A 25,161-nucleotide genomic window follows, 5' to 3' on the forward strand; every position below is an offset into this window, starting at 1 on the left:
AAGAAGCTTGATGTTCGGGCGCGGCAGTAGCGCGGCTGTGATGATTCAGGCTTTTTGCAGTTATTTAAGCATACGTTTAATACTGTCTTATGATGAAAGGAAAGTGTTCAAATGGCAGCAAATGCCTCGGGGAACAAAACTGCCCCTTCCAAGACGGCTGCAAAAAAACAGACAGCTAAGGGCTCGCAGAAAGTGAGCAAGGCGGCTCAGGACGCACTCAGCGCTGCAAAGGAAAGAGAGTTCAGGCGATTCTGGTCATATATATTATTTTTCTGGGGCGTACTGGAGCTTTTTATCACGTTTATCAAGGGTGATGGCTTATGGCGTGCTCTGCATGACCTTAATCGCGGCCTTTTTGGCATGGCTGTTTTTCTGTTTGCACCTATGATGATATATGTAGCGCTGATGATAGCTTCAAATACCAAGAAAAATACCGTTGTTGCCAAATGTGTAGAGGGCGGTGTGCTCATGCTGCTTTCAAGCGGCATTGTGCAGATACTTCAGGTCGGTTCTGTTCAGGGCGGCAGTTTTTTGAAAAAGCTCAAAGGACTTTATGATGATGGTGTTGTCCTTCGCGGCGGCGGACTTGCAAGTGCACTGCTGGGCTGGCCTCTTTTGGCTGCCTTCAAAAGACTTGGAGCTTCTATAATCATACTCCTTTTTACTTTTACGTTTATTCTTCTGCTTACTGACCTCACTCTTCCCCAGTTATTCAGATTGCTTTCCAAACCTTTTGTTGCATCTGTTGAAGCTGTTGCTTCTGACAGAGCAGAACGTATTGCTGCCAGACGCGAACGTGAGGCAATGTATTCGGAGAAAAGGCAGCAGTCTGTAAATGCATCGAATTCGGCCAGACCGAGACTTGCCGCACCTGATGAGGAAGATGAACTCCCAAGACGCGGAAAGCAGAGAGTTGATTTTGCTAAATTTCTTCCTTCTGATGATAAGCCTGAAGATGAAGAACAGGAAATTGAAACGTCGGATATCAATGATCAGGATACAACTGATGAGATATTCGATCTTGCTGAGAATAAAGATCAGGATATCGTCGAGAAAGTTGATGATACTGATATACAGGATGATGAGGGTACCGATGAAGTTGAAGACAATGCGGCTCTGAAAAAGATAATCCAGGAGGCTGTAAGCAGAAAGCCTTCTACTGTGCAGGCTGTTGATGAAAAGGATGAACTTCCGAAGTCCGTCAATATAGACAGCAACGGTCAGACGACCATGTTTGAAGAGGATGAACAGATTCCTGTTTATGTTAATCCACCCGTTGACGTTCTTAAGTATCCTAAAAAGAAGATCGACAGGTCGGTCATCGAAGCTGAGATTCAGGAAAAATCACAGAAGCTTGTTGAAACACTGGAAGTATATGGTGTTAAGACACGTATCATAGGTATTTTCAGAGGCCCTTCTGTAACCAGGTATGAACTTCAGCCTGCCGCAGGTGTCAAAGTTGCCAAGATCATGAGCCTTGCTGATGATATTGCTCTTAATCTTGCTGCGCTGAGCATACGTATCGAAGCACCCGTACCGGGTAAACCCTGTGTAGGTATTGAGGTGCCTAATGATATCAGAGATCCTGTTTCGCTGCGAGAGCTTATCGATAGTGATGAGTACCGTAATGCAAAGGGCAAACTTACTTTTGCTGTTGGCAAGGATATAGAGGGCAAGATAGTTGTGGGCAATATCGCCAAAATGCCTCATCTGCTTGTAGCAGGTACTACAGGTTCGGGTAAATCCGTGTTTACGAACTCCATAATTCTCAGTGTGCTGTATCACGCGTCTCCTGAGGAAGTAAAGCTTATTCTCATAGATCCTAAGATGGTCGAATTCAAGCTTTATGATAAGATACCTCATCTGCTTATACCTGTTGTTACAGATCCTCTGAAAGCCGCAGGTGCACTTGGCTGGGCTGTAAATGAGATGAATAAACGCTATAAAATGTTTGAAGCAAACAACGTTAAGAATCTCGAGGAATTCAATGAGATGCTCACAGCCGAGCATTCAAAGCCTGTTGATGAACAGGATCCTGTTTTTGCAAAGATGAAGCTTATGCCACAGATACTTATAGTTATCGATGAGTTTGCCGATCTTATGATGGCAGCGGGCAGTGAGGTCGAAGATTCTGTTATAAGGCTTGGACAGCTTGCACGTGCCGCCGGTATACATATGGTAATAGCAACTCAGTCACCAAGAAAGGACGTTATTACCGGACTTATAAAATCCAATATACCATCTCGTGTATCCCTGAGCGTATCCAGTAATGTAGATTCACGCGTTATCATGGATGCTGGAGGAGCTGAGAAGCTTCTTGGCAACGGTGATCTCCTATATAAACCTGTTGGTGTCAAGACACCTATACGTATACAATCGGGTTTTGCTGATACTCCTGAGATCAAATCCGTGGTTGAGTTCCTGAAAAGTGAACATTCCGCTGAATATAGTGCAGATATCATGGCTGAGGTAGAGGAAAATATGCCTAAGCCCAAGGAAGATAAAAAGAACAGCGGTAAAGATGTCGAGGAAGTTATCATTAATCCTGATGATGATCTGATCGATCAGGCTATCACAGTCATCGTACAGACGGGTAATGCTTCTACTTCATATCTCCAGCGTAAGCTTAAACTTGGATTTTCAAGAGCCTCGCGTATTATGGATCAGATCGAGGAAATGGGCATAATTGGTCCTCAGGAAGGCGCTAAGCCGCGCAAGATCAATCTGACCGAGGAAGAATGGCTTGAAATGCGTGCGAGAAGATAGGTGCATAACAATGTCTGTAAGTTCTACTAAGAAAAAAACATCTGCAAAGACCCGTTCTGCAAAGAACAGGAGGCTTTCGCTGAGACAGAGAGCAAGGCTGATAATACTTGTGCTTTTACTCTTCGCTGCTGGAGTTTTGTGTCTGCTACATTATACAGGGCTTATCTCTGTGCAGGATGTGCTGGTAAAACTTGGTCTTGCAGACCGTCCTGCTACCAGAGCTGATCTTGAGGTACACTTTATCGATGTAGGTCAGGGCGACAGTATACTTGTAGCTTCTCAGGGGCAGATAATGCTCATTGACAGCGGTGAGCGTGATGACAGTAATGCTGTAGAGTCTTATCTTATAAGGCACGGAATACATCATATAGATCGTCTTATTGCTACACACCCTCATTCCGATCACATCGGTGAGATGGCTGAGATAATATACACCTTCGATGTTGATGAATTTATGATGCCTCGGATACCTGATGCTTATGTACCAACAACCAAGTGCTATGAAGATATGCTTAATGCTATCAATGTAAGGGATGTAGATGTGATGCCTCCTGAGGATATTTCATTTGAACTGGGCTGCTGTCAGGTAAATGTGTATACTTCTGATATCAAGGATTCTGAAAATCTGAATAACTATTCGCTGATCGTCAAGGTCAAGCATGGCAATAACAGTTTTCTGTTCACGGGTGACTGCGAAAATGAAGAAGAAATGTCGCTGCTGAAAAAAGGTGTGGATCTTAGGGCTAAGGTACTTAAAGCAGGACACCACGGAAGCAGTACTTCTTCGTCGGCTGATTTCCTTGATGCCGTAGATCCCGCATACGCTGTGATCTCATGCGGCAAGGTCAATGATTACGGTCATCCCCATGAAGAAACTGTCAGACGTATATCAAAATATGCAAGACAGACTTATATCACAGCAAGGGACGGCACTGTAGTATTTGTTTCGGATGGAGATGGTCTTTCGGTGGAATTATCAGGTGATAAAAAATGATTTTTACTGTAGACAGGATCGAAGGTTCGTTTGCTGTATGTGAGGACAGTAACGGAGATATGGTCAATATTCATCTTGATAAACTTCCCGTTGAGGTACGATCGGGTGATATCCTGAATCTGAGTGATGGACAGTTTCTGCTTGAAAGATCAGCGGCGGATAAACGCCGCAATAAATTATCAGCATTACAGGATAAGGTGCTGAATAAATGTACTGAGCGCTCTGATCGCAGTACACATTGAAATGGAGTGATAGTAATGAACAGAGATCTCTTTTCAGTAATAAAGGTAAAGCTTCCGACCCTTTCAAAAGGTCATAAGCTTATAGCTAATTACATACTCTCACAGTATGACAAGGCAGCTTTTATGACAGCTCAGAAACTTGGTAAAACTGTGGGTGTCAGTGAATCAACTGTGGTGCGTTTTGCTTCAGAACTAGGATATGACGGCTATCCTGAACTTCAGAGACAGCTTCAGGATCTTATGCGAAACAAGCTTACGGCTGTACAGCGTATCGAAGTCAGCTCTGAGCAGATGAACAGCGAAGATGTTCTTCAGCGTGTACTCAATCAGGATGTTGACCGTATTCGTGCTACACTCAATGCGACCGATAAAAATGATTTCAATCGTGCTGTAGATCTGATAACTTCCGCAAATACAATATATATAATCGGTACGAGAAGTTCAGCTGCACTTGCTTATTTTCTGAACTACTATCTTAACCTGCTTTTCCCTCACGTCAAGCTGGTACCGAGTACTACGACATCCGAGCTTTTTGAACGGATCATGCGCATTGACAAAAACGATGTTATGATCGGTATATCTTTCCCGAGATACTCTAATCAGACTGTTAAAGCGCTGAAGTATTCAAAGACCAACGGTGCCAAGGTAATAGCTCTAACCGATTCAACAAGTTCTCCTCTGACAGATTATGCTGATGCTTTGCTTCTAGCAAAGAGTGATATGGCTTCCTTTGCAGATTCGTTGGTAGCTCCCCTGAGTCTAATCAACGCCCTTATAGCAGCTATATCTATCAGGAACGTTGATCTGGTCACTCAGACCTTCGGAAAACTTGAAAAGGTCTGGGAGGATTTTGACGTATATGCTAAAAACACTGAAAATGCGGAGCGAAATGATGACGGCGAAGAAGTATGATGCTGTGATAGTCGGCGGCGGTGCGGCAGGTCTGTTTTGCGGAGCACAACTTGGTCTGCTTGGTAAAAGTGCAGTAATAATTGAAAAGAATGAGAGATTTGGAAGAAAGCTGCGTATAACCGGCAAGGGACGCTGTAATGTTACTAATAATTGTGATATAGATACAGTGATGAAGAATATACCGAGGAACGGACGGTTTTTGTATTCTTCGCTAAGCCGTTTTACTACAGAGGATGCTATGGCTTTTTTTGAGGGACTTGGTGTTCCTCTTAAAACCGAACGTGGAAACAGGGTGTTCCCTGTAAGTGACAGTGCACATGATATTGCTGATTCGCTTGTAAGGTGCTGTCTTGACTGCGGTACAGAACTTGTCAGCGGGGAAGTCACAGAGCTTATCATCAATGATGGATGTGCTGTCGGAGTAAGGTGCGGTGAAAAGGAATACCTTGGCGGCAGCATTATAATTGCATCCGGAGGACGTTCCTATCCCAAAACAGGTTCAGACGGTGCCGGGTATAAACTTGCGAAGTCCGTTGGTCACAGAATTACTCCGATACTTCCGTCGCTATGCCCTATAGTTTGTGAAGAAAACACCGAGTGTGCTGAAATGATGGGATTGAGTCTTAAAAATTGCACGCTTTCCTTGCGTGAGGATGACAAGTCAAAACCCTTATACGAAGAACTCGGAGAAATGCTTTTCACTCATTTCGGATTATCAGGTCCTTTGGTATTGTCTGCCAGTGCCCATATTCATGATATAGAAAAGCATACCTATCATATAGATATCGACCTTAAACCTGCGCTTTCCTTTGAACAGCTTGATGCACGTATCCTCAGGGATTTTTCTGACTTTCCTAACCGCGAGTTCTGTAATTCTCTGGGAAAACTTCTCCCTGCAAAAATGATCCCTGTGATCGTCAGAAGAAGCGGTATTTCTTCTGAAAAGCGTGTTAATCAGATAACAAAGGCTGAACGAAGGATGCTAGCTGAGGTCATAAAAAAATTGTCGTTCAAAGTTAAACGGCTTCGTCCGATCGATGAAGCGATAATCACCCGCGGCGGTGTTGAACTCTCGGAGATAGATCCTAAGACTATGGAGTCTAAACTATGTAAAAACCTTTATTTTATCGGTGAAGTTCTCGACCTTGACGCTTACACAGGCGGTTTTAATTTACAGATCGCGTGGTCTACAGCTTATGCCTGTGCGCAGGCTGTAGAGTATATTGATTAGTAAATATGGGTTTTGATGCTTTGATCGATAAGGCTTGATATTATTAAAAGGAGTTGTAAAAATGGGAATAAATATCGCACTTGACGGACCTTCCGGTGCCGGAAAATCCACGATAGCAAAGGCCGTTGCGGCGAAAATGAAGTACGTATACGTTGACACAGGAGCAATGTACCGCGCTGTTGCCTGCTATATGGTGACAAGTGGCACCGATTTTGAAGATACATCCGCGATCATCAATAAACTGAATGATATATCTATCAAACTTGAATATATGGATGGGGCTCAGCATGTTATCCTTAACGGAGAAGATGTATCGGATAAGATAAGAACACCTGAGATATCTATGGCTGCTTCCAAAACATCTGCTATACCTGAGGTCAGGACATTCTTGTTTGACCTTCAGCAGACTATGGCTAAAGAGAACGATATAATCATGGATGGAAGAGATATCGGCACTGTTGTACTTCCAAATGCTGACGTGAAGATCTTCCTTACCGCCTCTGCTGAAGCCAGGGCACAGCGCAGATTTAAGGAACTTCAGGAAAAAGGAGATCCATCAACTTATGAGGAAGTCCTCCGTGATATAGAGCAGCGCGATTATAATGATACACACCGCGAAACAGCTCCTCTTAAAAAGGCTGATGATGCTGTAGAGGTAGATACTACAGCTCTTGATCTTCAGCAGTCTATCGATGAGATATGCCGTGTGATAGCTGATAAGCTGTCTGAAAAAAAAAATAATGCTTCACTGACCGTAAAAAAAGAGCGTACTCCCAGAGTGCTTATGGAAGTACATCCGATATCTAAGACGAATAAAGTCAATCCATTGCGAGTGTTTGGGTATGGAATTCTGAGGTGGGTGACCATTGGTATATATCATATTTATTATGATATCAAATGGGAGGGTGTCGAGAATGTTCCCAAGGACGGAGGAAATATATTCGCATCAAATCACCGCAGTTATCAGGACCCTGTATTTATTGCACTTCATGCCCGTGTACCTCTTTCATATATGGCGAAAGAAGAGCTTTTTCAGGGCAACAAGGCATTTAAGTGGCTGATATCAAAATTAGGTGCATTTCCGGTATCAAGAGGAAAGGGCGATACTGCAGCGATTGATACTTCTATCGAGAAATTGGAAAGCGGCAGAAATCTGGCTATCTTCCCCGAGGGCACCAGATCCAAGGACGGTAAAGTCGGTAAAGGAAAGACAGGTGTAGCACTTATCGCAGCTGTCGCTCAGACAAAGATAATCCCTGTTGGTATTACTTTCGAGGGCAAACTCAAATTCCGTAAGAAGGTCACTGTCCGATATGGCAAACCGATAATTCCATCCGAGATAGGTGCTGATAATACCGACAGTGGATCCTTAAAGGTTCTGAAAAATAGAGTTATGGAAGATATTACAAGTCTGGTGCATTAATGATGTTAACTAAATGTAAAATTTCTGTTGCCAAAAGCGCAGGTTTCTGTTTTGGTGTAGACAGAGCGATAAAAATGGTGTATAATGAATTGGATAACCGAAATAATATTGTTACGTTAGGTCCGATCATTCATAACCAAAACGTTGTAGATGACCTTAAAGCCAGAGGGGTATATCCAGTTGAGCTTGATGAGGTCAGCGAGGGTCAGACTGTAGTGATACGTTCTCACGGAGTTGGCAGTGAAGTTTATAAAAAGCTTGATGAGCTTGGTGTGGATATTGTTGATGCTACCTGTCCTTTTGTAGCCAAAATACATAATATCGCCCGTGAAAAATCTTCTGACGGTCATGTGATCTTGATAGCAGGAGATGCTTCTCATCCCGAAGTAAAGGGTATAATGGGTCATTGTCTGGGTGAATGTTATGTGTTTGAAAATTGTACGGAATTTGAAAATTTAGTGAAAAATCGAAATTTTTCATCAAAAAAGGTTGCAATTTTGGCGCAAACGACGTATAATAAGAATATGTGGAAGGAATGTGTACCGTTTTTTGAAAAATATCTTCCTGGAGCGGAGATATGCGAAACTATCTGTAATGCCACAAATATCCGACAGAATGAAGCTGAAGAGCTTGCAAAGAAAGCGGATCTTATGGTCATAGCAGGCGGAAGACACAGTTCAAATACACATAAACTTAAGGCGATATGCGAGCAGTACTGTAAATGTGTGCTTGTTGAGAATGCCGAAGATCTCAGGAATTGTGGTCTTGACCTGACCAAAGCAAAATTTATCGGGATCTCTGCCGGTGCTTCGACACCCGGCTATATTATAAAGGAGGTACAGGACACTATGAGTGAACTGCTGAACAATGTTGACAATACTGTTGACGAAGAATTTAATCTGGAGGCGATCGATAAGACCCTCAAAAAAATATATCCGGGAGCGAAGGTAGAAGGCACTGTCGAATCTGTGAACGATACCGAGGTCATTGTTGACATCGGAACCAAGCACACAGGCTACGTTGCACTTAGCGAACTTACAGATGACCCTGGCAAGAAGCCTGCGGATATAGTAAGCGTAGGCGATACTATCGAGCTGATCGTTATCAAGACAAGTGATACAGACGGTACTGTAATGCTCTCCAAGAAGAGAGTTGACGCTGATAAGAGCTTCCAGAAGATCAAGGATGCTGCTGAGAGCGGTGAGATACTTGAAGGTATCGTAACAAATGTTGTAAAGGGCGGCGTACTTGTTTCTGCTGACGGAGTTAAGGTATTCGTTCCTGCTTCTCAGGCTGCTCCCAGAAGAGATTTTGATCTCAACGATCTGCTGAAGCAGACTGTTAAGTTCAAGATCCTCGAAGTAAATGACGTTAAGCAGAGAGCTGTTGGCTCTGTAAGAGCTGTAGCAAGAGAAGAAAAGGCTGCTGCACAGTCCAAGTTCTTTGACACAGCTTCTGTTGGTGCTGAGATGGAAGGCGTTGTTAAGTCTATCACAGACTACGGCGTATTCGTTGATCTGGGCGGTGTTGATGGTCTGGTAAGAAGAGCAGACCTGAGCTGGAACAGGATCAAGCATCCTTCCGATGTTGTATCTATCGGTGATAAGGTAACTGTTAAGATCAAGGATATTGATCCTGAAACAAAGAAGGTTTCTCTTACATACAAGAAGGATTCCGAAAATCCTTGGGAGATCTTTGTTAATAACTATCAGGTAGGTCAGGACGTTAAGGCTACTATCGTATCTATCACATCATTCGGTGCTTTTGCACAGATCATTGATGGTATTGATGGTCTTATCCACATTTCTCAGATAGCTAATCAGAGAGTTAACAACGTTGCGGATATCCTTTCCGTTGGTGATGAAGTAGATTGCCGCATCACTGAGATCGATGCTGATAAGAAGAGGATCAGCCTCTCCAGAAGAGCTCTTCTCGATGATGAGGAAGTTGAGGAGACCGACGCTGAATAATCGGCTTTAATTTAATGGGGACGGTCTGACGTCCCCATTATTTTTTGTTTAAATAATGAATGAACCGTTTTAAATTGCGCTATTATGCAAATGATATAAGTATATTGTACGGTTTTTGTTAGTTTGCCGCACCATATTTTGTATGCAAGAGTCTTGCATTATTCTTTGCAATATGGTATAATATATAATGATATTTAATGTTTGCGGTAAACCGCAGTTAGTAACGGAAGGTCTAAATTTTATGGAACAAAATATAAGAAAGAGAATAAAAAAGAGAAAAAGAGGCACTAATACTGCAGTTCGGATCTTAAAGATAATCGGCACACTTTTGCTTTCGATCATGCTGATATTGGTTATAACTGTTTCTATATTTGGTACTGTCATGACTATTTATGTCATGAATTTTGCAGATACTACTACTGATATCACGCTTGAAAAAAATGTTGACAGTAATATAACCAGGTTTTTGTATGATAATCCCGATTATGATGAAGATACAGATGATCCCATGGATCAGTATGTTCTGTATTATACTATGAGGGACACCAGCAAGCATTATATCTGGGTAGACCTTGAAGAGATCCCTCAGGTCGTTCAGGATGCTTATGTGTATGTCGAAGACGAACGTTTCTATAGTCACGACGGTGTTGACTTCAAGAGTACATTATTCGCGTTTGTAAATGCTTTCTTACCGAATGGTGTATACAGAGGTGGTTCTACTATCACTCAGCAGACTGTTAAGAATTTGACCGGTGATGCTGCAGCACGCGGCGTACCGGGTATTGAAAGAAAGATACGTGAGATATTTCGTGCGATAAATGTTGAAAAGACTTACACCAAGGAGGATATCCTCGAGAGTTATCTTAATTTAGTTCCTTGCGGTAACTCTGAGAATGATATCATTGGTGTTCAGGCAGCAGCTAATTTCTATTTCGGTAAGGATGTTTCTCAACTTAATCTTGCAGAAGCTGCTTGTCTTGCCGGAATGAACAATGCTCCTGCTGATAATAATCCTATGGATCATATCGAAAATAATAATGCCAGACGTAAGCATTGTCTTGATCGTATGCAGATAAATGGTGCGATATCGTCTCAGGAGTATAATGAAGCTCTCAATTATAGACTTGAATTAGCTTGCAACTGGAATTATTCCAGTGAAACAATTTATGATGGTGAGCTTGATGAGCAGGGCATGACCGACTGGTATCTTGATGCAGCCATAATCGAGGCTAGTGATGTTATCGCACGTGATAAAGGCATTAAGCAAAAAGAAGCTTTAGAGATGATATCTAAAGGTGGATACTCTGTATATACCAATGTAGATATAAATCTACAGCATAAGATCGAAAAGAAAATGCAGGACCAGAGCAACTTTACAACATGGTGGATGGATCCTGAGGATGATACACTTTTATCTGCTTTTGTATGCATGGATTATCAAGGTAACATTAAAGCAATATGCAGTTCCCGTAAAGAGAAAACTGAAATGCTTGGATGGAACCAGGTAATAAATGGTGAACGTTCTCCGGGTTCTTGTATAAAACCCATAGCTTCCTATGCTCCTGCACTGGATCAGGATCTTATCACTATGACATCTGCATATAACGATAAGCCGATCAAAAACGAGGGTAAGGACTGGCCTGTAAACTATTCAGAATTTGATGATACGCAGGGTAACTGGTCATATAAGAACTTTTACACCTATCAGATGCTGCTCAAATCTCTTAATACTATGCCTGCGCAGTTGATAGAACAGCTTACTCCCGCGTACTCATATAATTTCCTTAAAACTAAGCTTGATTTAACAACGCTTCGTGATAGTGATAATAGTCTTGCGCCGGTTACTGTAGGTGCATTCACTACTGGTGTTCATCTCGATGAGCTTGTTGGTTCGTATATGATATTCGGTAATGGCGGCAAAAAGTATGATATCAACTATGTAAAAAGGATAGAGGATGCATCAGGAAAGGTAATATTTGAAAAGAATGATGGATATAAGCAGGCTATCTCAGACAGTACTGCATATATCATGAACCGTATGATGCAGTACGTTATCAATGACAAGGAAGGTACAGGTCGTTACGCTAAGCTTAGCAAGACTGACCTTGTCGGTAAGACTGGTACTTCGGAGAAATGGCGTGACCTTAATTTTGTAGGATGTACACCCGACTATGTTTCAGGTATTTGGGTAGGATATGATGAGAATATTGATGGTGTGCCTCGTTCTGTTTCATCAACTGATTATCAGAACATTGGTGCTATCTGGAAGAACATCTTTGGCGATACAGCTGATTCAGAACCTCATAAGAGCTTTGATGAAGAAGGCTGTTTCCCCATGCCTGATACAGTAGTTAAACTTAATTTCTGTACAAGTACGGGACTTATTGCAACTAACGGATGCGGCAGCCAGCAGGTTGGTTATTTCAAGGCATCGAATGTTCCCGGTTATTGTTACCATTAAATCACAACAGGAGAATGAAGCCTGGATTTTCCAAGGTTTCGTGTACTCTGTAAATTGTTACGGCGGACATTATTAATCCGTGACCTCCGTGCGTTGAGTGCGGAGGTCTTATTTTGAAAGGTCAAATATGAATAATTTAAGACTATGTATCCCTTGTCATTTCGGACTTGAAAAAACACTGAAATTTGAAGTCGAAAGGATAGGGGGAACTGATATTACCGTCACAGACGGCAAAGTTACATTCAGCGGCGGTTACGATACTGTTGCTAGAGCTAATCTGTGGGTATCTACAGGCGAACGTGTGCTTATTGAACTGACATCTTTTACAGCACGCACTTTTGAAGAGCTTTTTCAGGGAGTTACAAAGCTTCCTCTGGAAGAATTCATCGGTAAATATGATGCTTTTCCTGTAAAGGGTCATTCCTTGGATTCTCAGCTGCATTCAGTTCCGGATTGTCAGAAGATCATTAAAAAGGCTTGTGTCAAGCGGCTTGAAAAGGTTTATGGTATTTCCTATTTTGAAGAAACAGGCGCCAGGCATCAGCTTCAGTTTTCACTTATGAAGGATGTATTTACACTTTACCTTGACACGACGGGTGAAGGTCTTCACAAACGCGGTTACCGTAGAAATTCCAATGCTGCACCTATCAAGGAAACTCTTGCTGCAGGTATTATAGATTTGGGAAGAGTTCGAGCTGATTCTATCGTATGTGATCCCATGTGCGGCTCAGGCACATTTCTTATAGAGTCTGCTTATAAGGCCCTTAAAGTTGCCCCGGGTATTCGTAGAAATTTTGCCGCCCAGAAATGGGAACAGATCCCCGATAAGGTATGGCAGAATGCACGTTCGGAAGCTATGGATATGATAGACAAGCAGGGAAGTTTCAAGGCTTTTGGTTTTGATATCGATGATATCGCAGTCGAGCTTACAAGAGATAACGCCAAAAAGGCTGGTGTGGGTTCAAAGCTTACCGTCAGGCAGCAGGATATCAGAAAATTTGTACAGCCTGAGCAGTGTATAACTTTCTGTAATCCTCCCTATGGTGAAAGATTGCTGGAGATACGTGATGCAGAAGAACTTTACAAGCGTCTCGGTGAGAGATTACAACCTTCAAGGGAAAGACCTTGCTACATAATCTCGCCCCATGAGGAGTTTGAGAAATTCTTCGGTAAGAAGGCAGATAAGAAGCGTAAGCTTTACAATGGCATGATAAAATGCGACCTGTATATGTATTTTAAATAGAATAAATTTTTTTATAAAGGAATATCATATCATGGATATTGAAGAAGCTAAACTGATACTCAGCGATAATTTCAATGTCAAGGGTAATACCCTAATAGGTATCATGCATGAGTATTCGCGTTTTCCTAAAGTGGAATTCTGGCAGGCCTATGAGAGTATAGAATGTCTTGCGAAGAATAAGATCTTCAGCCGTGAACTTGCTGAACAGGTAAGCTATTGCTACCACAACTTTCTGAAGGGATGTTTATATCATTTTGCCGGCGGCGATGAATACAGTCTTGATGATATGCCCGATAACTTTGATGCTTATATAGAGCGTCTGGAGTATATCCAACTTTATTTTTTTCGTGGTTTTGATAAAGAATTGGATGATGATATGTTTGAATTGGAAAGATATGGGTAAGAAAAAATGTATACATTAAATAATATTGACGGTATAGTTTTTGATATGGACGGTGTCATATTCGATACAGAATCCGTTTGTATGAAGTGCTGGCTCACTGTAGGTGAAAGGTACGGTCTTGAAAATGTTGAATACTATGTCAGGCTTTGTACCGGCCGAAATGAAATAGAGACCGAGCGAATTGTCACTGAAGCTTATGGTGATAAGCATGATATAAAGCAGCTTCGTGCAGAGGTCAACACTGAAGTCCGTAACACATTGAATAAAGGTGTTCCATTGAAGCCTGGTGCAAGGGAAGTCCTTGAATGGCTTCACGAAAGCGGTGTAAAGGTAGGACTTGCTTCTTCAACACGTTATGATATCATTGTCAGTGAGATGACAGAAGTTGGTCTGTTGCATTGTTTTGATGTTATAATTGGCGGAGATATGATAGTAAAGTCAAAGCCTGAACCTGATATTTATCTTGCTGCCTGTAAAAAACTCGGAATTGACCCTAAGAATACTCTTGCTGTTGAAGATTCACGCAACGGTATATTATCAGCTAGTGCTGCAGGTATGATTCCGATACTTATACCCGATCTTATTGAACCTGATGAGGTCATGCTTAATAAGGCATATGTCAAGTTTGATAACTTGATGCAATTTAAAGACAAAATGTTAAACACAGGCATATAAGCCTGTTAAATAAAGGAGGTAAATAAAATGCGTTACGAAATTCAAGGTGAGCCGCTGCCTGTTGTTATATGTTATCTTAACAACGGCGAAGCGATCAAATGTCAGCAGGGGGCTATGAGCTGGATGAGCCCTAACATTAATATGACCACCAATGCAGGCGGTGGTATCGGAAAGGCTCTTTCGCGTGCTTTCTCAGGCGAATCCATTTTCCAGAATGTTTATACTGCTGTTAACGGTGATGGTATGATCGCTATGGCTTCAAATTTCCCCGGTTCTATCAAACCTATGGATGTTTCACAGATGCCTATAGTTGCTCAGAAGTCCGCTTTTCTCGCTAGTGAGATGGGTGTAAATATGGAGATCTTCTTCCAGAAGAGATTTGGTGCTGGTTTCTTTGGCGGTGAGGGTTTTATCATGCAGAAATTCTCAGGTCAGGGTACTGTTTTTCTTGAGCTCGATGGTTCTATTATTGAGTATCAGCTGGCTCAGGGTCAGTCTATGCTCGTAGATACAGGTTGTCTTGCTGCTATGGAGGCTTCCTGCTCAATAGATATCGAACAGGTTTCCGGTCTGAAAAACAAGCTCTTCGGCGGTGAAGGCTTCTTTAATACAAGAATAACCGGTCCCGGTCATGTATGGCTGCAGACGATGCCTGTCAGCAATCTTGCAGGCGCTATCAGACCATACATACCTACAGGTTCCTGAATTAAAAATTGATTCATCACGGTTTTTTTACCGGTATGATCTTTTGTAAAAATCAAAACCACCCGTTAAACGGGTTGTTTGCACTAGCCCTATAAGGGCATGATACTGACACTACCCCTTAAGGGGTCGGGAAAGGTCTGTCAACCGCATTTCATTCCCGTGCAACCCCTCAAGGGGTATTTTGTGTTCGTTTTCTACTTTTTCTTGTATTTTTCTCCTGTAAATGGGTCTACTGTCTCAAACAGGCTGATCTGGTCGCACACTATATCTTCCTGCAACTGATTCCTGATGTACTCTGCTATCTTTTTCTTGTTCTTTCCTACTGTATCAACATAGTATCCTCTGCACCAGAAGTGCCTGTTGCCATACTTATATTTCAGATTTGCGTGTCTGTCAAATATCATCAAACTACTCTTGCCTTTCAAATATCCCATTATCTCTGCTACACTGTATTTGGGTGGAATAGACAACAGCATATGTATATGATCAGGACACGCCTCTGCTTCGATTATTTTAACTCCTTTTTGATCACACAACTTTCTTAGTATCTTTCCGATATCCACTTTGATTTTATTATAAATCACCATTCTTCGATATTTCGGGGCAAATACTACATGGTACTTGCAATTCCACTTGGAATGTGCTAAACTATTTATATCGTCTCTTGTCATTGACGATACCTCCTTGTTATTCTAAGTTTCGGTTGCCAGACCTATTCTTAGTTTATCACAGGAGGTTTTATTTTTCTACTCATAGCTAAAGCTTTTTAGAACCCCCGGCATAGCCGGGGGTTTTCGGTTACAATAACAAGGCGGAAAGCTTATGCTTTCCGCCTTGTTTTGTAGTATACTTAATCCATAGCCATTAATCCGGCGATCATCAGATCGTGATCAGTCGTAATTTTAAAATTCATTGGTTCGCCTTTGACAATATTTATCTGATATCCGCATTCCGTAAGTATGCCGCAGGTATCAGTCAGAAGATCAAGCTTGTCATTTCCAAGTTTATCGATACAATCACAAAGAGTTGATATCTCAAATGTCTGAGGAGTCTGTGCACGCATAAGTTCCCGTCTGGGGAGATTCTCTGTTACTGATAGACCATCCTTAGTCCGGATTATAGTGTCGTCTGAGGGTATGTATGTTCCGCAGGCTGCTGTATTAAGGGCACATGTAATATTATCTCGTATTATCCTTTCACTGACAAAAGGTCTTACAGCATCGTGAGTTATAAGAACATCTCCCTTATTTACACCGAATATAGCGGTGATCTCACGAAGTATATTCAATACAGTTCCGTTCCTGTTTTTTCCGCCTGTAACAAGCCTTACTCGTTTTGAGCTGATATTATATTCTTCCAGAAGCTTATCAGCATAGTCATACCAATCAGGCTTGATACCAACATATATACGTTCGATCTCTCCTATATCCTCAAAAGCGCGGATAGTCCGTATAAGAATCGGTATACCACCGATCTCGATAAACTGTTTTGGCTTATCAGCATTAATTATGCGTGAGCCGCTTCCTCCTGCTACGATTCCTGCAAATATCATATAGTTCCCTCCTTTGGAATATTATTGGTTTTGTCACTACAAATCGTAATTCTGTTTGCTGATTAATATTGTATCTGAATGCATAAAGTTCTGTCAGTTTGAAGGTTGATCTCCATATTTAACATATTCTTCTTTAAGCACGGCGTATATATAAAAATCGTTATATCCACCTTCTTTTGCAGGGTAGACTTGCTTGTGTTCAGCTTCGCGTCGCATACCGAGCCTTTCACAAAGTTTATAAGACTTTTCATTACGTGTATCGACTTCGGCTATTATTCTGCGTACACAGAGGGTATTAAAAGCATATCCTATGAAAGCGCTCATACTTTCAGCAGCATATCCTTTTCTTTGATAGTTTATATTGAAAGTATAGCCTATTTCATAAGTTCCGTGATCTCTTTTGGAAAAGTAGATCTTTCCTATTACTTTGCCGTCAAGTACCACTGCAAAGAATTCACTGCTTTCGGAAAATTTAGCAGCTTCTTTTAATGCATCACCAAAGGTGAAAGTTTGATATGGTTCAAAGTAAGTTACTTCCTTATCTGTAAGGATCTCAGCGAGATCATTTCCGTCGCTTTTGAGAAATTTTCTTACCGAAAGCCGCTCGGTAGTGAATATGTAATCCATAGCATTCTCCATGTATACAACAAACGGGCGAAGAACGCCCGTTTAGTAAAACTTAATTAATTGCTTTTTTTGATATCGTACTTGTCAAGCAGAGCAGAAATCTTCTTGTGAGGATCGATCACTTCAGAAATGGATGCATCGTGATTAAGTGCTGCGATATAGTAAGCAATATACTTAGCAACATCAACTTCGTGGAACCATTTTCTCTCAAGAAGCTCAGGAGTCCTGTAAGTCAGGTTTGTACCGAATACTCCATCAATGATACCATTTTCAAAAGCTTTGTCGAAGGAAGCAAGACCGTTAGTGAATATTGCATAGGTAGCATAGCAGTAGATCTTGTTTGCGTTGCGCTTTTTCAGTTCAACAGCAACTTCGAGCATGGATTCACCAGAGGATATGATATCATCAGCGATGAATACATCCTTGCCTGTAACGTCATTTCCCATATATTCGTGTGCTACGATAGGATTTCTGCCGTTTACGACTGTGGAGTAGTCACGTCTTTTGTAGAACATACCCATGTCAACGCCCAGTACAGATGCATAGTACATATTTCTGTTGATAGCTCCTTCATCGGGGGATACTATCATAAAATGTGCCTTATCGGGCTTGAAATCGTCAAGGCTTCTGAACATGGATTTCAGTACCTGATAAGAGGGGATAATATTGTCAAATCCCATCAGTGGAACAGCATTCTGTACTCTGGGGTCATGTGCATCAAAAGTGAGTACATTTGATACACCCATAGCCTGAAGTTCTTGTAAAGCTACTGCACAATCCAGCGATTCACGATAGTTTCTGCGATGCTGTCTGCCGCCGTAGAGTGAAGGCATAATAACGTTTATACGGTGAGCCTTGCCGCTTGCCGCCTGAATTATACGCTTCAGATCCTGATAGTGATCATCGGGAGACATATAGTTCTCGTGACCAAAATAGTTGTATTTTACACTGTAGTTACCCATATCGCACAGAATGAAGAGATCGTTGCCTCTAACTGTCTGCTTGATAAGACCCTTTCCGTCGCCGGAAGAAAATCTGGGACACTCAGCGTCCACCAGGAAAGTCTCCTTGAAGAAATTGTCCTCATTAGCCCATTTTACCAGATATGCATTTACTTTTTCGCCAAGTTCCTTCGCGCCCTCCATAGGGATCAGTACCAGAGGTGCCACTCTCGAATCATTGTCAAATAAGATCTTGTCAGCACTACCCATTATCTTACATACCTCCATATTATATATAGGCGGATCTTCAGGCCGCCATATTCCTATATCATTATAACTTATAATCTGTTCTTTTACAAGAGGTTTTTCAGAAATTTAACAGTTTTTCATCTTTTTTACAAAATTATTCTTTATTGCAAAAATAATTTTTACAGAGGTATCTATTTATGCATCAATAAGGCTGTATATCTATATATCTTTGGAAATGGAATATATAATTTGCAGGATTGGTAATCAAAAAATGCAAAAATCCTCTTTACATTTTCATAAATCTGTTGTATAATAAAATATGGAAATTTAAAGAATGTAATGGAGGAATTTAAAATGATAGTTACTTGTCTTGATCTGGAGGGCGTTCTTGTACCTGAGATTTGGATCGCATTTGCAGAGGCCAGCGGAATCCCCGAGCTGAAAAAAACTACAAGGGATGAACCCGATTACGATAAGCTTATGAAGTATCGTCTTGCAATACTGAAGGAACATGGTCTTGGTCTTAAGGAGATACAGGATACTATTGCAAAGATAGATCCTATGCCCGGCGCTAAGGAGTTCCTTGATGAACTGAGGGATTGCTGCCAGGTCCTTATCCTGAGTGATACATTCACACAGTTTGCAAAGCCCCTTATGAAGAAGCTGGGTATGCCCACGATCTTCTGTAATGAGCTGGTAGTTGCTGATAACGGTGAGATCACAGGTTATAAGATGCGTTGTGAGAAATCCAAGCTGACTACTGTCAAGGCACTTCAGTCCTGTGGTTTTGATACTATAGCAAGCGGTGACAGCTTCAATGATCTTGGTATGATACTTAACAGTCGTGCAGGTTATCTGTTCAGAAGCACTGATAAGATCAAGGCTGATTATCCTGATCTTCCCGCATTTGAAACTTATGATGAGCTGCTTGCAGCTATCAAGGCTGAAATTGCAAAGTAAAATTTACAATATTTGGCACCGACATTAATGTCGGTGCTTTTTTTGTTACATTATTACTAATAAAATAAGTGCTTTTGTGCATAATTCTAATGACTATTACTTGACTAATATATGAGATTTATGTTATAATATAATTAAATTATAAATATTAGGGGGTGGGATTATATGGAAGAAAAGTCTCAGATCACTTCGCGGATCAAATTAAGGGATAAGAAAAAGCTCGAGCATTGGCAGATAATTTCCATTTATCTGGCAGCATATGATATTATCGTTGGTGCAGGAAGTTATTTTTCAGGACTATGGCTAAGATATGACCTTAGTTTTTCAAAAATATCACGTGAATATATCAATGCATATCTTTATTTTATGCCAATATATGCATTATTGATCGTGTTTGTACATGGGTATAACAAGCTTTACAGGAGCATCTGGAGATTTGCAAGCTTTTCTGAATTAAAGCGCGTTACTTTTGCTACTTTTGAACTTGTGTTATTACACTCGCTTCTGATATCCGTGATGTTCGGCCGTATGCCGATCTCTTACTATATCATAGGACCGATCTTACAGTTCTGCTTTGTGATCGGTATTCGTTTCTGTTACCGGTTTGTTCTGCTTGAAAGAGAACGCAGATCTGATAAAGAAACTAAAGTTGACAGAAGATACAAGCGCATAATGCTTGTTGGCGCAGGTAATGCCGGCCAGATGATACTTAGGGATATAGAGCAGTCCAGAAATCTCAAAGAGAAAGTAGTATGTATTATTGATGATAATCCTAACAAGTGGGACAGATATATAGATGGAGTTCCGATAGTTGGAGGAAGAGATGATATACTCCTTTCTGCACAGAAGTATAACGTCAATGCTATATATGTTGCTATACCCAGTGCATCAGCTGAGGACAGGCGAGAACTTCTGAATATATGCAAGGAAACAGGCTGTGAACTTAAAAATCTTCCGGGTTTGTTCCAGTTTGTTACCGGTGATGTTACTGTTGCCAAGATGAAGGAAGTTGCTATTGAGGATCTTCTGGGCAGGGATCCTATTGAGATGGATATGTCAGATGTTTATTCTAACCTGCAGGGAAAAGTAGTTCTTGTTACCGGCGGCGGAGGTTCCATAGGCAGCGAACTTTGCAGACAGGTCGCTAAGCATAATCCAAAACAGCTTATAATTTTTGACGTGTATGAAAACAATGCCTATGAGATCCAGATGGAACTTCGCAGGAATATGCCTGAGCTTGATCTCGAAGTACTTATAGGTTCTGTTCGCGATAACAAGCGCATAAATGAAGTTTTTGAAAAGTATCATGTAGATATTGTTTATCACGCAGCAGCGCATAAGCACGTACCTTTAATGGAAGACAGCCCCTGTGAGGCTATAAAAAACAATGTTATCGGTACATATAAGACCGCTTATGCAGCTTTGAGAAACGGTTGTCAGAGATTCGTACTCATATCTACAGATAAGGCTGTTAATCCCACAAATATAATGGGTGCAAGCAAGCGTTTATGCGAAATGATCATTCAGACTTTTGATTATATGGTGAAAAACGGCAGATGGAATGAACTTCCCAAAATCCATTCACATATGACTGATTCTGACTGGAAGTTTGATGTGTTGCCGCGCGGACTAATTCCTCAAACCCAGTTCTGTGCTGTTCGTTTTGGTAATGTTCTTGGCAGTAACGGATCTGTTATACCACTCTTCAAAAAGCAGATTGCTGAAGGCGGTCCTGTAACTGTTGTTGATAAGAACATCAACCGCTTCTTTATGAGTATTCCTGAAGCTGTATCTCTTGTTTTGCAGGCGAGTGTCCTTGGAAATGGTTCTGAGATATACGTACTTGATATGGGTGAACCGATCAAGATCGATACACTTGCTCGTAATCTTATAAAACTCTCAGGTCATAAACCTGATGTTGATATCAAGATAGTGTATACAGGACTTCGTCCAGGTGAAAAACTCTACGAGGAAAAGCTTATGGCTGAGGAAGGACTGAAGCGCACGAGTAACCAAAAGATCCATATAGGTCAGCCTATTCCTTTTAAATATGACAAGTTCGTCAGAGATATAAAAGAACTTATGGACGTGGCTTATAATGAAGATGATTACGGAGTGTATGAAAAGGTATGTGATATAGTTACAACCTTCCATCCTACATCTGTTCCTGAAAAGCCAATGGTCACTGCTTGATAATACGCTTGTTATATTGCAGTTGTGAAATTAAAATATATTGGCACTTCTGCTTAAAAATAATCGGAAGTGCCATTTTATTTTTGGAAATCAGAAAGTAATAAATATACTTAAAATCACTTGACAAACATGGACTTATCTGCTAAAATATCCTATGCTGACAATTTAGCGTTGTCGGTTTCTGGTCATTTGATTTGGAGGAAGGAAACTATATGAAAAATGAAGTATTCATACTTCGCGAGGGCTTTTCAGCCTGCCCTGTTCCCGATGATGTAAGAGATCGTATATCGGGTATAACTTACAGAGAAAACAGTGAGATACAGCTGGATGATCTTTCGTACCTGAACATCAGGTATCTTGATTTTTCTCATAATATAGCTGATGGCGAGATGATCGTTCATAAGTCGCTGGCAAAAGAAGTTCTTGAGATATTTGAGACGTTGTTTGAAGCTGAGTACGAGATAGAAAAGGTACATCTTTGCGATGAGTATGACGGCGACGATGAGCTTTCAATGGCAGATAACAATTCTTCGGCATTCAACTTCAGAAATGTTGCAGGTACACAAGAACTTTCCATGCACGCCTTGGGAAGGGCTATCGACATTAATCCACTGTATAATCCTTATATCGTTGGTGAGAAGATAAGCCCGTCAAATTCTTTGGAGTATGTCGACAGGGGAGCAGAGTTTCCTCACAAGATAGATCATCACGATCTTGCTTTTAAAGTTTTTACTTGTAAAGGCTGGCTTTGGGGCGGAGACTGGACTAATTCCAAGGACTACCAGCATTTCTATAAACCAAAGGAAAGTATAGTAAAGACTGCAGTCGATAAGATCAAGAAATTAGTTGCAGATTAAACAAAACGTACCGAGAGTGGTTCTCGGTACGTTTTTTGTATTATTTTATCTTATCCCATTCTGTTTCTTTGAAGCCTACCATTACAGTCTCTTCGTTCACGAGTATAGGTCTTTTGACCAGCATACCATCGGTTGCGAGAAGTTTCAGTTGTTCATCTTCGGTCATTGTGGGAAGTTTATCTTTGAGCTCCATTGATTTGTAGAGCAGTCCGCTTGTATTGAAAAACTTTTTCAGCGGCAGACCACTTTTGGCGTGCCAGTTTTTCAGTTCTTCGTAAGTAGGATTGTTCTCCTTGATATCGCGCAGTTCATACTGAAATCCGTTATCATCCAGCCACTTCTGGGCTTTTTTGCAGGTGGTGCATCTGGGGTAGCAAATGAATAACATATTATTCCTCCTTTTGTATGTTTTTATTGTATATATCAGCTTCTATCACAGGTATACATGGTGACAGCATTTTATCCCTGACTTTTGAGCATTCACCGTGCTTGAAAACAAATACCTGAAATTCGCTGAAATATTCTTTGTCCTCATCGTCACGCATATAGATAATACCGTAGCTTCCATTTGCCGCTTTTGCTGCATCACAGAATACGCCTATGATCTCATCGACCTCTTCTGTCCTGTGATTTGAGCAGTGCAGCACGCTAAGGTAAGCGACACCGTTCTTATAAGAAAGTGTTACACCGCAGTTTTGCTTTGAGATGATCTGATTGATATTATTTTGTATACTTTTGTGTTCATCGTCTGTAAGCTCGTCCTCATCGCCGTAACTTTCGCATATTGTCAGCCATCCGTGTAATTCTACCATAGTGTCACCTCACATATTGCTGTATCAAAAAAGCTCCGCAAGGGATGCGGAGCTTTAAATTATTCTCTGATATATTAGAGCTTAGGACCAGCAGCAACCAGTGCCTTACCAGCCTCGTTGCCCTCGTACTTGGAGAAGTTCTTGATGAATCTGTTAGCCAGATCCTTTGCCTTCTCTTCCCACTCAGATGCATTTGCATATGTATCTCTGGGATCGAGGATACCGGAATCAACGCCGGGCAGCTCGGTAGGAACTTCAAAATCAAAGAAGGGGATCTTCTTGGTAGGTGCCTTCAGAACGTCGCCGTTCAGGATAGCATCGATGATACCACGAGTATCCTTGATGGAGATTCTCTTACCGGTGCCGTTCCAGCCTGTGTTAACGAGGTATGCCTTAGCACCGCTCTTTTCCATCTTCTTAACGAGCTCTTCAGCATACTTAGTAGGATGCAGCTCGAGGAATGCCTGACCGAAGCAAGCAGAGAATGTAGGAGTAGGCTCAGTGATGCCACGCTCAGTACCAGCCAACTTTGCAGTAAATCCGGACAGGAAGTAGTACTTGGTCTGCTCAGCAGTCAGGATAGATACAGGAGGCAGTACGCCGAAAGCATCAGCAGAGAGGAAGATTACGTTCTCAGCAGCAGGGCCAGCAGAAACGCCGTTAACCTCGGAAGCGATGTTGTTGATGTGATCGATAGGATAAGAAACACGAGTGTTCTCGGTTACGGATTTATCATCGAAGTCGATCTTGCCGTTTGCATCAACAGTTACGTTCTCAAGCAGAGCGTCTCTCTTGATTGCGTTGTAGATGTCAGGCTCGGATTCCTTATCAAGACCGATTACCTTTGCATAGCAGCCGCCCTCGAAGTTGAATACGCCGTTGTCGTCCCAACCGTGCTCGTCATCACCGATAAGTCTTCTCTTAGGATCGGTAGACAGAGTTGTCTTACCTGTACCGGAAAGACCAAAGAAGATAGCTGTGTGCTTGCCGTCCATATCGCAGTTAGCGGAGCAGTGCATGGAAGCTATGCCCTTGAGAGGGAGGTAGTAGTTCATCATGGAGAACATACCCTTCTTCATCTCGCCGCCGTACCATGTATTGATGATAACCTGCTCACGGCTTGTGATGTTGAATACAACAGCTGTCTCGGAATTCAGACCCAGCTCCTTGTAGTTCTCAACCTTAGCCTTGGAAGCGTTATAAACAACGAAATCAGGCTCAAAGTTCTCAAGCTCCTCAGCTGTGGGCTTGATGAACATATTCTCAATAAAGTGTGCCTGCCATGCCACCTCAACGATGAAACGAACAGCCATTCTTGTATCCTTGTTAGCGCCGCAGAAAGCATCAACTACGAACAGCTTTTTGTTGCAGAGCTCTTCAACAGCGATCTTCTTAACAGCGTCCCAGGTCTCCTTGGAAGCTGCGTGGTTATCGTTCTTGTACTCATCGGTTGTCCACCAAACAGTGTCCTTTGAGTTCTCATCCATAACGATGAACTTATCCTTAGGTGAACGACCGGTGTAGATACCTGTCATAACGTTTACTGCGCCGAGTTCAGTCTCCTGTCCGACCTCGAAACCTTCAAGACCAGCCTTGGTCTCCTCCTTGAAGAGCTCTTCATAGGAAGGGTTGCGGATGATCTCAACTGAACCTGTGATGCCATACTTTGTAAGATCAAGATTTGCCATTTTATTTTCCTCCTTAAAAATAATTGACTTGTAAATTGAGTACGAAAATTGTTGAACAAACAACAATATATAGTGGCACTCATTATTTCTATTATACCATATTTTCAGTCTTTGTCAAGCATTTTGAAAACTAAAGACAAAAATTTAACATTATGACAATTTACCATATAAAAACAATACTATATTATTTGCATTTTGCAAGTATATTCATTCGTATATGCAAGATTCAAGCATAATAAACATATTACTGTTATGCC

22 protein-coding genes are annotated in these 25,161 nt (G+C 41.5%); 15 read left to right on the forward strand and 7 right to left on the reverse strand.

The genetic code is table 11. The features are described from left to right. Positions 1-111 precede the first annotated feature (111 nt). From RUMAL_RS08985 to RUMAL_RS09040, 12 genes are all read left to right on the forward strand, one after another. Positions 112-2,766, forward strand: a complete 2,655-nt coding sequence (locus RUMAL_RS08985; protein WP_013498431.1) for a DNA translocase FtsK — start codon at positions 112-114, stop codon at positions 2,764-2,766. Between the two features lie 10 nt (positions 2,767-2,776). Beyond that, complete coding sequence (locus tag RUMAL_RS08990) at positions 2,777-3,760, forward strand: ComEC/Rec2 family competence protein (RefSeq protein ID WP_013498432.1); 984 nt, start codon at positions 2,777-2,779, stop codon at positions 3,758-3,760. Next, positions 3,757-4,002 carry a DUF3006 domain-containing protein gene (locus RUMAL_RS08995; protein WP_013498433.1) on the forward strand — a complete coding sequence of 82 codons (246 nt, stop codon included), beginning with the start codon at positions 3,757-3,759 and terminating at the stop codon, positions 4,000-4,002. The genes RUMAL_RS08990 and RUMAL_RS08995 overlap by 4 nt, the downstream gene beginning before the upstream one ends. 15 nt (positions 4,003-4,017) lie before the next feature. Then, a complete protein-coding gene (locus RUMAL_RS09000; RefSeq protein WP_013498434.1) occupies positions 4,018-4,914 on the forward strand; it encodes a MurR/RpiR family transcriptional regulator in 897 nt (298 codons plus the stop codon). Continuing rightward, positions 4,862-6,145, forward strand: coding sequence for a BaiN/RdsA family NAD(P)/FAD-dependent oxidoreductase (locus RUMAL_RS09005; protein WP_013498435.1), 1,284 nt, complete (start codon positions 4,862-4,864; stop codon positions 6,143-6,145). Before RUMAL_RS09000 ends, RUMAL_RS09005 begins: the two co-directional genes overlap by 53 nt. Before the next feature lie 61 nt (positions 6,146-6,206). Then, positions 6,207-7,568, forward strand: coding sequence for a (d)CMP kinase (cmk, locus tag RUMAL_RS22850; protein ID WP_013498436.1), 1,362 nt, complete (start codon positions 6,207-6,209; stop codon positions 7,566-7,568). Continuing rightward, entirely contained in the window at positions 7,568-9,538 is a 1,971-nt protein-coding gene (locus tag RUMAL_RS09015) for a bifunctional 4-hydroxy-3-methylbut-2-enyl diphosphate reductase/30S ribosomal protein S1 (RefSeq protein ID WP_013498437.1), read from the forward strand. Before cmk ends, RUMAL_RS09015 begins: the two co-directional genes overlap by 1 nt. 241 nt (positions 9,539-9,779) lie before the next feature. After that, positions 9,780-11,999, forward strand: coding sequence for a transglycosylase domain-containing protein (locus tag RUMAL_RS09020; protein ID WP_013498438.1), 2,220 nt, complete (start codon positions 9,780-9,782; stop codon positions 11,997-11,999). A gap of 127 nt (positions 12,000-12,126) precedes the next feature. After that, complete coding sequence (locus tag RUMAL_RS09025; RefSeq protein ID WP_013498439.1) at positions 12,127-13,242, forward strand: THUMP domain-containing class I SAM-dependent RNA methyltransferase; 1,116 nt, start codon at positions 12,127-12,129, stop codon at positions 13,240-13,242. A 31-nt stretch (positions 13,243-13,273) separates the two neighbouring features. Then, on the forward strand, positions 13,274-13,645 hold the full coding sequence (locus RUMAL_RS09030) for an immunity 41 family protein (protein WP_013498440.1): 372 nt from the start codon (positions 13,274-13,276) through the stop codon (positions 13,643-13,645). Positions 13,646-13,651: 6 nt separating this feature from the next. Continuing rightward, positions 13,652-14,320 carry an HAD family hydrolase gene (locus RUMAL_RS09035; RefSeq protein WP_013498441.1) on the forward strand — a complete coding sequence of 223 codons (669 nt, stop codon included), beginning with the start codon at positions 13,652-13,654 and terminating at the stop codon, positions 14,318-14,320. A gap of 27 nt (positions 14,321-14,347) precedes the next feature. Continuing rightward, positions 14,348-15,025 carry a TIGR00266 family protein gene (locus RUMAL_RS09040; protein WP_013498442.1) on the forward strand — a complete coding sequence of 226 codons (678 nt, stop codon included), beginning with the start codon at positions 14,348-14,350 and terminating at the stop codon, positions 15,023-15,025. 194 nt (positions 15,026-15,219) lie between these two features. Here RUMAL_RS09040 and tnpA read toward each other — a convergent pair whose 3' ends face one another. The 4 genes from tnpA to RUMAL_RS09060 form a co-directional block, all read right to left on the reverse strand. Continuing rightward, a complete protein-coding gene (tnpA, locus tag RUMAL_RS09045; protein WP_013483574.1) occupies positions 15,220-15,696 on the reverse strand; it encodes an IS200/IS605 family transposase in 477 nt (158 codons plus the stop codon). Positions 15,697-15,875: 179 nt separating this feature from the next. Next, positions 15,876-16,577, reverse strand: a complete 702-nt coding sequence (locus RUMAL_RS09050) for an IspD/TarI family cytidylyltransferase (RefSeq protein WP_013498443.1) — start codon at positions 16,575-16,577, stop codon at positions 15,876-15,878. Between the two features lie 93 nt (positions 16,578-16,670). Next, entirely contained in the window at positions 16,671-17,204 is a 534-nt protein-coding gene (locus RUMAL_RS09055) for a GNAT family N-acetyltransferase (RefSeq protein ID WP_013498444.1), read from the reverse strand. A 56-nt stretch (positions 17,205-17,260) separates the two neighbouring features. Further along, positions 17,261-18,415 (reverse strand): ribose-phosphate pyrophosphokinase, encoded by a 1,155-nt coding sequence (locus tag RUMAL_RS09060; RefSeq protein WP_013498445.1) that lies wholly within the window; start codon positions 18,413-18,415, stop codon positions 17,261-17,263. Between the two features lie 333 nt (positions 18,416-18,748). On the opposite strand from RUMAL_RS09060, the gene thrH reads away from it, so the two are divergent. From thrH to RUMAL_RS09075, 3 genes are all read left to right on the forward strand, one after another. Continuing rightward, positions 18,749-19,354 (forward strand): bifunctional phosphoserine phosphatase/homoserine phosphotransferase ThrH, encoded by a 606-nt coding sequence (gene thrH, locus RUMAL_RS09065; protein WP_013498446.1) that lies wholly within the window; start codon positions 18,749-18,751, stop codon positions 19,352-19,354. 165 nt (positions 19,355-19,519) lie between these two features. Further along, positions 19,520-21,547 (forward strand): polysaccharide biosynthesis protein, encoded by a 2,028-nt coding sequence (locus RUMAL_RS09070; RefSeq protein WP_013498447.1) that lies wholly within the window; start codon positions 19,520-19,522, stop codon positions 21,545-21,547. Positions 21,548-21,759: 212 nt separating this feature from the next. After that, positions 21,760-22,404 (forward strand): M15 family metallopeptidase, encoded by a 645-nt coding sequence (locus RUMAL_RS09075; RefSeq protein ID WP_013498448.1) that lies wholly within the window; start codon positions 21,760-21,762, stop codon positions 22,402-22,404. Positions 22,405-22,444: 40 nt separating this feature from the next. Here RUMAL_RS09075 and RUMAL_RS09080 read toward each other — a convergent pair whose 3' ends face one another. The 3 genes from RUMAL_RS09080 to pckA form a co-directional block, all read right to left on the reverse strand. Then, positions 22,445-22,792, reverse strand: a complete 348-nt coding sequence (locus tag RUMAL_RS09080; RefSeq protein ID WP_013498449.1) for an arsenate reductase family protein — start codon at positions 22,790-22,792, stop codon at positions 22,445-22,447. Position 22,793: 1 nt separating this feature from the next. Next, on the reverse strand, positions 22,794-23,216 hold the full coding sequence (locus tag RUMAL_RS09085; RefSeq protein WP_013498450.1) for an Imm7 family immunity protein: 423 nt from the start codon (positions 23,214-23,216) through the stop codon (positions 22,794-22,796). A 74-nt stretch (positions 23,217-23,290) separates the two neighbouring features. Next, positions 23,291-24,904, reverse strand: coding sequence for a phosphoenolpyruvate carboxykinase (ATP) (gene pckA, locus RUMAL_RS09090; protein WP_013498451.1), 1,614 nt, complete (start codon positions 24,902-24,904; stop codon positions 23,291-23,293). Between the last annotated feature and the right edge of the window lie 257 nt (positions 24,905-25,161).

Source organism: Ruminococcus albus 7 = DSM 20455, from assembly GCF_000179635.2.
GTDB classification, from domain to species: Bacteria; Bacillota; Clostridia; order Oscillospirales; family Ruminococcaceae; genus Hominimerdicola; species Hominimerdicola alba.